This is a genomic window from Streptomyces sp. NPDC060198, assembly GCF_042728415.1.
GTDB lineage: Bacteria > Actinomycetota > Actinomycetes > Streptomycetales > Streptomycetaceae > Streptomyces.
Window position 1 is genome coordinate 15,779 of the sequence record NZ_JBHWZJ010000058.1, and the last position, 10,998, is coordinate 26,776.

The window sequence follows — 10,998 nt, forward strand, 5'->3', positions numbered from 1 at the left end:
CCGTAACGTGGGTGTGGCAGCTCGGTGCCGAGGCAAGGCCGGACGAAAACGTGATGGAGGGCCTGCACGTGATCGACACCGGCGGCATCGACGTCTTCCTCGGCCTGGACGTCGGCAAGGGCGAACACCACGCCACCGCCGTCACCCCGGCCGGAAAGAAGGCATTCGACAAGCGTCTGCCCAACACCGAACCCAAGCTCCGCGAACTGTTCGCGAAACTCCAGGCCAAGCACGGAACCGTGCTGGTCGTAGTCGACCAGCCGGCCTCGATCGGCGCCCTGCCGCTCGCGGTCGCCCGCGACATGGGCTGCCCGGTCGCCTACCTGCCCGGCCTGACGATGCGACGAATCGCCGACCTCTACCCGGGCGAGGCGAAGACCGACGCGAAGGACGCGTTCATCATCGCGGACGCCGCCCGGGCGATGCCCCACACGCTGCGGACGATCGACGGCGAGGACGAGACGATCGCCGAACTGGAGATGATCGTCGGCTTCGACGACGACCTCGCAGGCGAAGCAACCCGGGTCGCCAACCGGCTCCACGGCCTGCTCACCCAGATCCATCCGTCGCTGGAACGGGTGCTGGGGCCGCGGTTGCAGCACCCCGCCGTCCTGGCCCTGCTGGAGCGGTTCGGCTTCCCGGCACAGATCCGCAAGGCCGGCCGGCGGCGCCTGGTCACCCTGCTGCGGCCAAAGGCGCCGAGGATGGCCGAGCGGCTGGTCGAGGAGATCTTCGCCGCGCTGGACGAGCAGACCGTGACCGTTCCGGGGACCGAGGCGGCCGCGCTGATCGTCCCGAGCCTGGCCGCCTCGCTCACGGCCGTGCTCGACCAGCGCAAGCTGCTGGCCGGGCGGATCGAGGAACTCCTGGAGGACCACCCTCTTTCCAAGGTCCTGACCTCGATGCCAGGCATCGGCGTCAGGACCGGAGCCCGCATCCTGATAGAAGTCGGCGACGGCAGCACCTTCCCGACCGCCGGCCACCTCGCCGCCTACGCAGGACTCGCCCCGGCCACCCGGAGCTCGGGTTCCTCGATCCGCGGCGAACAGCCCTCCCGGAGAGGGAATAAGCAGCTCAAACGGGCCTTCTTCCTCTCCGCGTTCGCCGCTCTGGGCGACCCCGCATCGCGGGCCTACTACGACAAGAAGATCGCTCAGGGAAAGCACCACACCCAGGCCCTGCTCTGCCTCGCCCGCCGCAGAGCCGACGTCCTCTTCGCGATGCTCCGCGACGGCACCTTCTACGAAACCCGTCCAACCGCAGCGGTCATCTGACCAGCGGTTTCGCCAACAGATCCACCTGATCGCTCTCGACATCGAACCCGAGTACCGGATGGCTGGGATGGCCGCCCTCGCAATACATCACCACCGGCTTGCCCAACCGCCGCCCGATCGCGGCGAGGAAGCCGCAGAGCACGTCGAGCCGCTCCTGGCCCTGGAGTTCCCGCAGATCAACATCGAAGTCGATCTCCTCCATCGAATGGAAACGGAAGATCGCCAATACATCGGCAGTCGGCCAGACCCGCAGTTCCGCGCACTCCGCGTCAGCCGGGCGAGACAGCACTGCTTCCGCGCGAGGCACCGGAAGCACCATCTCGCCTTCGGAGTACTCGCACATCCAGTCGCTCACCCCAACAAGATCGAGGACCGCCTGCCAGTCCTCCATCGAGGTCTCAGGGACAACCACGTCCGGCAACGACCCCATCAGGTCAGAGTCGAAGAAGCTCTTGACGTCATCCCACAGCAGATCAGCCACGCCGCCATCCTGCCCGCCACACCCTCACAACGCAGACCGATTTCCTTGACCAAACTCATAGGGGCACCCCCCCCGGCCGGAGCGCGCGGACGAGGTCCGGCGCATCCTCCTCTCCTTCGTGGCACCCACCAGGCAGGAGCCCGGCAACCTGCAGTACCACCTGCACGAGCACGAGGACGGCCGCTTCTTCCTCTACGAGGTCTGGCGCTCCCAGGAGGACCTCGACCGCCACAACGCGACGCCCCCACTGCGCGCCTTCCTGGAGAACCTGCCGACCTACCTGGAGGGACCCTCGGACGGCTTCTTCAACACCATGATCAGCCCGTACGAGGAAGGTGTACCGGTCCCCGCGTGAAGGAGCAGCGACGGGCCGCCCGGTCCACGGAACCCGGCGGACGGGTCCGAGCGGTCAGTAGCTCCAGCTGTAGAGGCCGCCACCCGTGGTGATCGCGGATGCCGCCAGCCGGGACACTCCTCGCAGGACCGCGGGCAGATCATCGTCGGTCATCTCGTCCCCGTCGTCAGCTCGGAGCCTCGCGGTCCAGCGGGCTGCGAGCTCTTCCAACTCGGTGGAGTTGGCGTTGGCCAGCGCCCTGACCAACCGCGGCGGCAGAGCGAACACCTCAATGCCATCGTTCAAGGGCGCGGTGACCCACTCCGGCCATGGCCGCCACGCAAGAAGCTGCTCGATCGGCGGTACCTCGGCAGAGGGTTCCGCGAAGTACATGTCCCACTCCGCGATGGCACTGTCCGGCTCCATGAAACGGCAGGTCACCGAAGCAAACGCCGAGCCAGGCCCCCGAAGGCGCGTCTCAGCGGCACTTTCGTCGTCCGGAGCGAGGAAGAACACGATGTCGTGAGCCATCTCAGCATGGTGGCAGTCGGCCGGGCCGAGCGCCTGCCCCGTCCAGAAGAGCTGTTCTCCCTCCTGTGGCCACGGGTGCCGTCGCCGAGGGAAAGGGGCCACGCGTTCCGGGAACCCACGAACGCGGCGGATCAGGTCTGCGCCATGTCCACGAAACGGGAGTAGTGGCCCTGGAACGCCACCGTGATCGTCGCGGTCGGGCCGTTACGGTGCTTGGCGACGATCAGGTCCGCCTCACCGGCGCGCGGCGATTCCTTCTCGTACGCGTCTTCACGGTGCAGCAGGATCACCATGTCGGCGTCCTGCTCGATGGAGCCGGACTCACGGAGGTCGGAGACCATCGGCTTCTTGTCCGTACGCTGCTCGGGACCTCGGTTCAGCTGGGAGAGCGCGATCACCGGCAGTTCCAGCTCCTTGGCGAGGAGCTTGAGGTTTCGGGACATGTCCGAGACCTCCTGCTGACGGCTCTCGGCGCGCTTCGAACCACCGGACTGCATCAGCTGCAGGTAGTCGATGACGACCAGCTTCAGGTCGTTGCGCTGCTTCAGACGACGGCACTTCGCCCGGATCTCCATCATGGAGAGGTTGGGCGAGTCGTCGATGTACAGCGGGGCCGCCGAGACGTCCGGCATCCGCCGGGCCAGTCGCGTCCAGTCCTCGTCCGTCATCGTCCCGGAGCGCATGTGGTGCAGCGCTACACGCGCCTCGGCCGAGAGCAGACGCATCGCGATCTCGTTCCGCCCCATTTCCAGGGAGAAGATCACGCTCGGAAGGTTTCCCTTGATCGAGCAGGCCCGGGCGAAGTCCAGTGCCAGGGTCGACTTACCCATGGCAGGACGGGCGGCGATGACGATCATCTGGCCGGGGTGCAGGCCGTTGGTCAGCGCGTCGAGGTCGGTGAATCCGGTGGGGACACCGGTCATCTCCCCGCTGCGGGAGCCGATCGCCTCGATCTCGTCGAGCGCCCCCTCCATGATGTCGCCGAGCGGCAGGTAGTCCTCGCTGGTGCGCTGCTCGGTGACGGCGTAGATCTCGGCCTGGGCGGAGTTGACGATCTCGTCGACGTCTCCGTCGGCCGCGTAGCCCATCTGTGTGATCTTCGTACCCGCTTCGACCAGCCGGCGCAGCACGGCACGCTCATGGACGATCTCGGCGTAGTAGGAGGCGTTCGCCGCGGTCGGCACCGACTGGACGAGGGTGTGGAGGTACGGCGCGCCACCGACCTTGGTGATCTCGCCGCGCCGGACGAGCTCGGCGGCGACCGTGATCGGGTCGGCGGGCTCGCCCTTGGCGTAGAGATCGAGAATGGCCGTGTAGACGGTCTCATGGGCGGGGCGGTAGAAATCGTGCCCCTTGATGACCTCCACGACCTCCGCGATGGCGTCCTTGGAGAGCAGCATGCCGCCGAGCACCGACTGCTCGGCGTCCAGGTCCTGTGGCGGAACCCGCTCGAATCCCGGAGAGCCGCCGTCCCAGCCGTTGTCACGGTCCCGGTCGTGCTGGTCCTCCCTGCCACTGCGGTCACCACGGTCACCGCGGTCACCACGGCGCTGACGGGAAACAGGCAGACGGTCGCTGGGACCGACGTCGGCCCAGGGCTCGTCCAAAGGCTCCGGAATGCTCACCGGGCCACCTCCTCCCGTCCGCTTCGCGGACCTAGCCATGCCACTCTTTCTTACGGCACAGCACCGACAAACAGGACACCCGACTCCGCTTCCGGAGCTTCGACTTCAGCGCGTTTCCAGGGACGGCCGGAGTACGGGCGACGGTCCACGGTAGGCCGCTCCGCACCGTCAGCCAATCCGGTTATCCACAGGGCATGTGGACGACGGACCAGATGCTGTGGAGAAGTCCGCCGATCCTGTGCACGGACCAGGGGACAGCACTGTGGACAAACTCATAACATCGCCATACACACAGCCCTGACCTGGCATTTTTCCGTCCACCGACTGTGGGGGAGAAAAACTTTCCCGCTTCGCCCAAGATCACCTCGAGCTGCGCGTGGCCCAGCGCACAGACCCCGCGAAAGTAAGGACTCTAAAGGGCTTGCATGTATTACCTGTGGAAGATTGGATTGGCTCTCATGACCAAGGCCCCCGCGACACCGACATCAGGCCGCCGACGCCACGACCGAGAGATCGTCGCACTCGCCGTGCCCGCCTTCGGCGCGCTCGTGGCCGAGCCCCTTTTCCTGATGGTCGACAGCGCGATCGTGGGTCACCTCGGTACCCGGCAACTGGCCGGACTCGGGGTGTCCGCCGCCCTCCTCTCGACCGCCGTCAGCATCTTCGTCTTTCTCGCATACGCCACCACCGCTGCCGTCGCCCGCCGGCTGGGAGCGGGTGATCTCGCCTCCGCGATCAGGCAGGGCATGGACGGCATCTGGCTCGCCCTCCTCCTCGGCGGACTGGTGGTCGCCGCCGTACTTCCCACCGCCCCGTGGATCGTCGATGTCTTCGGCGCCTCCGGGACGGCGGCTCCCTACGCGACCACCTATCTCCGCATCTCGACTCTCGGGATACCGGCCATGCTGGTCGTACTGGCGGCAACCGGAGTTCTGCGCGGACTCCAGGACACCCGTACTCCGCTGTACGTCGCCATCGGCGGTTTCACCGCCAATGCGATCCTCAACGCGGTCCTGGTCTACGGCGTCGGCCTGGGCATCGCAGGGTCGGCCTGGGGCACCGTGATCGCGCAGATGGCCATGGCGGTGGCCTATCTGGTCGTGGTCGTCCGGGGCGCCCGACGGCACAGAGCGTCGCTCCGCCCCGACGCTGCGGGCATCCGCGCGAGCGCTCGGGCCGGGGTACCGCTACTGATCCGTACCCTCTCCCTGCGTGCGGTCCTGGTCATCGCCACCGCGGTCGCCGCCCGACTCGGGGACGTGGACATCGCGGCGCACCAGATCGTCCTCTCGCTCTGGACCCTCACAGCCTTCGCCCTGGATGCCATCGCCATCGCCGGTCAGGCGATCATCGGACGCTTTCTCGGCGCCGGCGACGCCAAGGGCGCGCGTGAAACGTGCCGTCGAATGGTGGAATGGGGCCTCGCCGCGGGGGTGGTGCTCGGCGCGCTCATCGTGCTCGCCCGGCCGCTCTTCATCCCGCTGTTCACCAGCGACTCGTCGGTACGGGACACGCTGCTGCCCGCACTGCTGGTGGTGGCGGTCTCCCAGCCGATCGCCGGCGTCGTCTTCATCTTGGACGGCGTGCTCATGGGCGCCGGGGACGGGCGCTATCTGGCGCTGGCCATGCTCGTGACCTTGGCTGTTTTCGCCCCCGTCGCCCTGCTGATTCCCACTCTCGGCGGCGGGCTCACCGCACTCTGGTGGGCCATGGACCTGATGATGACCGTGCGGCTGATCACCCTGTGGCTGCGCGCCCGCTCAGGGCGGTGGCTGGTCACCGGCGCCACGCGTTGATCGCGGGCGCAGCGAGCTCCCAGCACACCCGCGAACCGTCACGTTTCACGTGAAACGACGTCAGCTCTCGCAGAGACCCACGTTTCACGTGAAACACGAAAATGAAACGCGAAACGACGAAGGGTCGTACCCCGCGGGGTACGACCCTTCACCTAACTCGTACGAGCACTGCCTCAGGCAGCGACGACCTCGACGCCGAGCTGCGCCGCAACCTCAGGGTGCAGGCGCACGGACACCTGGTGTCCGCCAAGCGTCTTGATCGGCGAACCGAACTCGACGCGACGCTTGTCGACCTCCGGGCCACCGGCAGCCTTGATCGCCGAAGCGACGTCGGCCGGGGTGACGGAGCCGAAGAGGCGGCCGGCGTCGCCGGAGCGAACAGCCAGACGAACCTTCACGGACTCGAGCTTGGCCTTGATCTCGTTGGCCTGCTCGATCGTCGCGATCTCGTGGATCTTGCGGGCGCGGCGGATCTGCGCCACGTCCTTCTCGCCACCCTTGGTCCAGCGAATGGCGAAGCCACGCGGGACCAGGTAGTTGCGAGCGTATCCGTCCTTGACGTCGACGACGTCGCCGGCGGCACCGAGGCCAGTGACCTCGTGGGTGAGGATGATCTTCATGTTTGCGTCACCCTTCCCTTATCGCGCGGTGGACGTGTAGGGCAGCAGCGCCATCTCACGGCTGTTCTTGACTGCCGTGGCGACGTCACGCTGGTGCTGAGTGCAGTTGCCCGTAACGCGGCGGGCACGGATCTTGCCACGGTCGGAAATGAACTTCCGCAGCATGTTCGTGTCCTTGTAGTCCACGTACTGGGTCTTGTCCTTGCAGAACGCGCAGACCTTCTTCTTAGGCTTGCGCACAGGCGGCTTCGCCATGGTGTTTCTCCTGTGTGATCAAGAAGTGGGGGTACGAGCCGGACCTAGAAAGGAGGCTCGTCCGAGTAGCCGCCGCCGCTGGAACCGCCGGAGCTTCCGCCCCAGCCGCCCTGGCCCCCGCCCTGCTGGCCGCCGGAGGGTGCGCCGGTTGCCCACGGGTCAGCGCCGGGAGCGCCGCCGCCGCCCTGCTGGCCACCGCCACCGGGACCGCCGCCCCAGTTGCCGCCGCCCTGCTGGCCGCCGCCGTATCCACCCTGGCCGCCCTGGCCACCGCGACCAGCGGTCTTGGTGACCTTGGCCGTGGCGCTCTTCAAGCTGGGGCCGACTTCGTCGACGTCCAGCTCGTAGACCGTGCGCTTGACACCCTCACGGTCCTCGTAGGACCGCTGCTTCAGCCGGCCCTGCACAATGACGCGCATGCCTCGCTGAAGCGACTCCGCGACGTTCTCCGCCGCCTGACGCCAGACCGAGCAGGTGAGGAACAGGCCTTCGCCGTCCTTCCACTCGTTGGTCTGCCGATCGAAGATGCGGGGTGTGGACGCGACACGGAACTTCGCGACCGCCGCACCGGAAGAGGTGAACTTCAGCTCGGGGTCGTCGACGAGATTGCCGACGACCGTGATGACGGTCTCGCCTGCCATGGATGAACCTCTCGGCGGGATTGCTTACTGCTGGCTGCTACTCGAACCCGATGACCGCTGAGCTAGATGCTCAGTGGGTCTCGGGACGGAGGACCTTGGTCCGGAGGACCGACTCGTTCAGGTTCATCTGGCGGTCGAGCTCCTTGACGACCGCAGGCTCGGCCTGCAGGTCGAGGACCGAGTAGATGCCCTCGGGCTTCTTCTTGATCTCGTAAGCGAGCCGACGACGGCCCCAGGTGTCGACCTTCTCAACCTTTCCGTTGCCCTCACGGACGACGGAGAGGAAGTTCTCGATCAGGGGAGAGACAGCGCGCTCTTCCAGATCGGGGTCGAGGATGACCATCACTTCGTAGTGACGCATGTGGAACCCACCTCCTTTGGACTCAGCGGCCACGGTCGTTCCGTGGCAGGAGGGTCGTGATGCGTACGCATCGGTGTCCGTCGGGCGGAACAACGAGCTCGGCAGGCGCCTCAGGGAGAGGGCCGCCGGGCAGGCTCAAGGCAGACACCGGTGCAGACCGTACAGACTACCTGCCATGAACCCCCGGGTTGAAATCCTGGGCCAAGGATGCGCAATCTGTACATATCGGATGTGAGCGGCGTCTCAGCGCGCCGCCCCTTCGGCAGGAGGCACTTTCATGGCCCAGGTAGCGCACACCCGCCCGCGGAACCGCCCCACCGGTTCCCTCTTCGCCACGGACGGCAGGCCCCATCCGCTCCAGGACGCCCTGATGGTGGTGACCGGGGTTCTCGGCGTCCTCGCCTTCGTGACCGCCATGTTCCACAACCTGCATCTGCTCAGCTCGTGGGCCGGACTCATGGGCATCCTGACCGGCGGCTACGGGATGTGGGTGTCCAGGACCACCTGGGAGCGGTTCGCCCTGATCATGGGACTGGGCTCCTCCGCGGTGGGCTTCTACCTCGGAATGGCCCACGGAGGCCTCTTCGGCAGCGTGATCAGCTGACCCGCCACGTCCCGTCCGGGCCCCGGCGGCAGCTCCGCCGGGGCCCGCGGCACACCGGCTCGCGGCCAAGTGCCGTACGGGCCAGAACGGGCGCTCCCCGCTCACAGTAGGCTTCGGCGCGAGAGCCGGAGCCCCTGACCGATGGGGACACACCTGCCGAGGAGCGCCCCGCATGAGCCTGACCCTGAGGACCATCAGCCGCGAGCAGCATCTGGCGTACATCCAGAGTCTGCCCGCGGCCAGTCACTGCCAGGTCCCGGCGTGGGCTGACGTGAAGACGGAATGGCGGTCGGAGAGCCTCGGCTGGTTCGACAACAACGGTCAGATCGTCGGCGCCGGACTTGTGCTGTACCGACAGCTCCCGAAGATCAAGCGGTACCTCGCCTATCTCCCCGAGGGCCCGGTCATCAACTGGTACGCGCCCAACCTGGACGAGTGGCTCCAGCCCATGCTCGCCCACCTCAAGCAGCAGGGCGCCTTCTCGGTGAAGATGGGCCCGCCGGTCGTCATCCGGCGCTGGGACTCCACCGCGATCAAGGCCGGCATCCAGGACCCGGACGTGAAGCGCCTGCGGGACGTGGAGGCGACGGTCATCGAACCGCGTGCCTTCGAGGTCGCCGACCGGCTGCGCAAGATGGGCTGGCAGCAGGGCGAGGACGGCGGCGCTGGCTTCGGTGACGTGCAGCCCCGCTTCGTCTTCCAGGTGCCTCTCGCGAACCGCTCCCTCGAGGACGTCCTCAAGGGCTTCAACCAGCTGTGGCGCCGCAACATCAAGAAGGCGGACAAGGCCGGTGTCGAGGTCGTCCAGGGCGGCTACGAGGACCTCGCCGAGTGGCAGCGGCTGTACGAGATCACGGCCGTGCGCGACCACTTCCGCCCGCGCCCCCTCTCGTACTTCCAGCGCATGTGGTCCGTACTCAACTCCGAGGACCCCAACCGCATGCGGCTGTACTTCGCCCGCCACAACGGGGTCAACCTCTCCGCCGCGACCATGCTGGTCGTCGGCGGACACGTCTGGTACTCCTACGGCGCGTCCGACAACATCGGCCGCGAGGTCCGTCCCTCCAACGCCATGCAGTGGCGCATGCTGCGCGACTCGTACGCGATGGGCGCGACCGTCTACGACCTGCGCGGCATCAGCGACTCCCTGGACGAGACCGACCACCTCTTCGGCCTGATCCAGTTCAAGGTCGGTACGGGCGGGGAAGCCGTCGAGTACGTCGGCGAGTGGGACTTCCCGCTCAACAAGCTCCTGCACAAGGCACTCGACATCTACATGTCCCGCCGCTGACGCGCCCCGGGCCCGGCGAACGACCGGACCCGTCCGCACTGTTGACATCTCCGTACGCTCTGCGATCTCAGACACACCGCAGCCACCAGAAAGGTTCCGGGCCGGCCATGGCGCTCTCCCTCTACGTCGACACCGCGCGCTGGCGGGCGCACCAGAAGTCCGTGATCGATCAGTTCCCGGGACTCGTTCCGGTCTGCAAGGGCAACGGTTACGGCTTCGGGCACGAGCGTCTGGCCGACGAGGCGATCCGCTTCGGCTCGGACATGCTGGCGGTGGGCACGACGTACGAGGCCGCACGGATCAAGGACTGGTTCAGCGGCGACCTGCTCGTCCTCACCCCGTTCCGGCGGGGCGAGGAGCCGGTTCCGCTGCCCGACCGCGTGATTCGCTCGGTCTCCTCCGTCGACGGGGTGCACGGCCTCGTCGGCGCCCGGGTCGTCATCGAGTGCATGAGCTCGATGAAGCGCCACGGGGTCAAGGAGGAGGAGCTCGGACAGCTCCACGCCGCCATAGAGGACGTACGTCTCGAAGGCTTCGCGCTGCACCTCCCGCTGGACCGCACCGACGGTTCGGACGCGGTGGAAGAGGTCATCGGCTGGATGGACCGGCTGCGCAACGCCCGGCTGCCCCTGCACACCATGTTCGTCAGCCACCTCAAGGCGGCGGAACTGGCCCGGCTGCAGCAGCAGTTCCCGCAGACCCGCTTCCGTGCCCGCATCGGCACCCGGCTCTGGCTCGGTGACCACGAGGCCACCGAGTACCGAGGCGCCGTGCTGGACGTGACGCCGGTCGTCAAGGGTGACCGGTTCGGCTACCGGCAGGGCAAGGCGGCGTCGGACGGCTGGCTGGTGGTCGTCGCCGGCGGTACGTCGCACGGGGTCGGCCTTGAGGCTCCCAAGGCGCTGCACGGTGTGATGCCGCGTGCCAAGGGCGTCGCCCGGGCCGGGCTGGCCACGGTCAACCGCAACCTGTCGCCGTTCGTCTGGTCGGGCAAGCAGCGCTGGTTCGCCGAGCCGCCGCACATGCAGGTGTCGATCCTGTTCGTGCCGTCGGACGCCCAGGAACCGCGGGTCGGCGACGAACTCGTGGCGCACCTGAGGCACACCACCACGCAGTTCGACCGCATCGTCGAGCGCTGAGAAGAATCCCGGACATCTGTCGCGGCGGGGCCGGTCAGTCGCCGGC

Annotated in this window: 12 protein-coding genes and 1 pseudogene; 6 read left to right on the forward strand and 7 right to left on the reverse strand. The window is 67.4% G+C overall.

Annotated elements, in window-relative coordinates:
• Positions 1 to 53: 53 nt before the first annotated feature.
• Positions 54 to 1,274 carry an IS110 family transposase gene (locus ACFWEP_RS10795; RefSeq protein ID WP_387368632.1) on the forward strand — a complete coding sequence of 407 codons (1,221 nt, stop codon included), beginning with the start codon at positions 54 to 56 and terminating at the stop codon, positions 1,272 to 1,274.
• Here ACFWEP_RS10795 and ACFWEP_RS10800 read toward each other — a convergent pair.
• Entirely contained in the window at positions 1,267 to 1,755 is a 489-nt protein-coding gene (locus tag ACFWEP_RS10800) for a hypothetical protein (RefSeq protein ID WP_387368634.1), read from the reverse strand. The genes ACFWEP_RS10795 and ACFWEP_RS10800 overlap by 8 nt on opposite strands.
• An 82-nt stretch (positions 1,756 to 1,837) precedes the next feature.
• Here ACFWEP_RS10800 and ACFWEP_RS10805 point away from each other — a divergent pair.
• Positions 1,838 to 2,110 (forward strand): annotated as a pseudogene (locus tag ACFWEP_RS10805) (putative quinol monooxygenase); the annotation flags it as partial.
• A gap of 54 nt (positions 2,111 to 2,164) precedes the next feature.
• On the opposite strand, the gene ACFWEP_RS10810 reads toward ACFWEP_RS10805, so the two are convergent.
• Positions 2,165 to 2,620: a hypothetical protein gene (locus ACFWEP_RS10810; protein ID WP_387368636.1), complete on the reverse strand. Its 456-nt coding sequence runs from the start codon at positions 2,618 to 2,620 to the stop codon at positions 2,165 to 2,167.
• A gap of 131 nt (positions 2,621 to 2,751) precedes the next feature.
• The gene (gene dnaB / locus ACFWEP_RS10815) at positions 2,752 to 4,227 is read right to left on the reverse strand and encodes a replicative DNA helicase (protein WP_387368647.1); all 1,476 of its coding nucleotides are present in this window, start codon (positions 4,225 to 4,227) and stop codon (positions 2,752 to 2,754) included.
• 476 nt (positions 4,228 to 4,703) lie between these two features.
• Here dnaB and ACFWEP_RS10820 point away from each other — a divergent pair, with 476 nt between their 5' ends.
• Positions 4,704 to 6,041 carry an MATE family efflux transporter gene (locus tag ACFWEP_RS10820; RefSeq protein ID WP_387368638.1) on the forward strand — a complete coding sequence of 446 codons (1,338 nt, stop codon included), beginning with the start codon at positions 4,704 to 4,706 and terminating at the stop codon, positions 6,039 to 6,041.
• Between the two features lie 173 nt (positions 6,042 to 6,214).
• Here ACFWEP_RS10820 and rplI read toward each other — a convergent pair whose 3' ends face one another.
• The 4 genes from rplI to rpsF form a co-directional block, all read right to left on the reverse strand.
• Positions 6,215 to 6,661, reverse strand: coding sequence for a 50S ribosomal protein L9 (gene rplI / locus ACFWEP_RS10825; RefSeq protein ID WP_266706586.1), 447 nt, complete (start codon positions 6,659 to 6,661; stop codon positions 6,215 to 6,217).
• A gap of 18 nt (positions 6,662 to 6,679) precedes the next feature.
• The gene (gene rpsR / locus ACFWEP_RS10830; RefSeq protein WP_003967857.1) at positions 6,680 to 6,916 is read right to left on the reverse strand and encodes a 30S ribosomal protein S18; all 237 of its coding nucleotides are present in this window, start codon (positions 6,914 to 6,916) and stop codon (positions 6,680 to 6,682) included.
• A 44-nt stretch (positions 6,917 to 6,960) separates the two neighbouring features.
• Complete coding sequence (locus tag ACFWEP_RS10835) at positions 6,961 to 7,557, reverse strand: single-stranded DNA-binding protein (RefSeq protein WP_387368640.1); 597 nt, start codon at positions 7,555 to 7,557, stop codon at positions 6,961 to 6,963.
• Between the two features lie 70 nt (positions 7,558 to 7,627).
• The gene (rpsF, locus tag ACFWEP_RS10840; RefSeq protein ID WP_266706588.1) at positions 7,628 to 7,918 is read right to left on the reverse strand and encodes a 30S ribosomal protein S6; all 291 of its coding nucleotides are present in this window, start codon (positions 7,916 to 7,918) and stop codon (positions 7,628 to 7,630) included.
• Positions 7,919 to 8,195: 277 nt separating this feature from the next.
• Between rpsF and ACFWEP_RS10845 the strand changes: the two genes are divergently transcribed.
• The 3 genes from ACFWEP_RS10845 (at position 8,196) to ACFWEP_RS10855 (ending at position 10,952) form a co-directional block, all read left to right on the forward strand.
• Complete coding sequence (locus tag ACFWEP_RS10845; protein ID WP_387368642.1) at positions 8,196 to 8,522, forward strand: hypothetical protein; 327 nt, start codon at positions 8,196 to 8,198, stop codon at positions 8,520 to 8,522.
• Between the two features lie 172 nt (positions 8,523 to 8,694).
• Positions 8,695 to 9,813, forward strand: coding sequence for a peptidoglycan bridge formation glycyltransferase FemA/FemB family protein (locus ACFWEP_RS10850; RefSeq protein ID WP_328720589.1), 1,119 nt, complete (start codon positions 8,695 to 8,697; stop codon positions 9,811 to 9,813).
• A 107-nt stretch (positions 9,814 to 9,920) separates the two neighbouring features.
• Complete coding sequence (locus ACFWEP_RS10855; RefSeq protein ID WP_328720588.1) at positions 9,921 to 10,952, forward strand: alanine racemase; 1,032 nt, start codon at positions 9,921 to 9,923, stop codon at positions 10,950 to 10,952.
• Positions 10,953 to 10,998 lie beyond the last annotated feature (46 nt).

Coding starts and splice junctions, on each gene's coding strand:
- rpsF (WP_266706588.1), bottom strand. CDS start 7,918: ATGCGTCACTACGAAGTGATGGTCATCCTCGACCCCGATCTGGAAGAG.
- ACFWEP_RS10795 (WP_387368632.1), top strand. CDS start 54: ATGGAGGGCCTGCACGTGATCGACACCGGCGGCATCGACGTCTTCCTC.
- ACFWEP_RS10820 (WP_387368638.1), top strand. CDS start 4,704: ATGACCAAGGCCCCCGCGACACCGACATCAGGCCGCCGACGCCACGAC.
- ACFWEP_RS10845 (WP_387368642.1), top strand. CDS start 8,196: ATGGCCCAGGTAGCGCACACCCGCCCGCGGAACCGCCCCACCGGTTCC.
- ACFWEP_RS10855 (WP_328720588.1), top strand. CDS start 9,921: ATGGCGCTCTCCCTCTACGTCGACACCGCGCGCTGGCGGGCGCACCAG.
- ACFWEP_RS10850 (WP_328720589.1), top strand. CDS start 8,695: ATGAGCCTGACCCTGAGGACCATCAGCCGCGAGCAGCATCTGGCGTAC.
- rpsR (WP_003967857.1), bottom strand. CDS start 6,916: ATGGCGAAGCCGCCTGTGCGCAAGCCTAAGAAGAAGGTCTGCGCGTTC.
- rplI (WP_266706586.1), bottom strand. CDS start 6,661: ATGAAGATCATCCTCACCCACGAGGTCACTGGCCTCGGTGCCGCCGGC.
- ACFWEP_RS10810 (WP_387368636.1), bottom strand. CDS start 2,620: ATGGCTCACGACATCGTGTTCTTCCTCGCTCCGGACGACGAAAGTGCC.
- ACFWEP_RS10835 (WP_387368640.1), bottom strand. CDS start 7,557: ATGGCAGGCGAGACCGTCATCACGGTCGTCGGCAATCTCGTCGACGAC.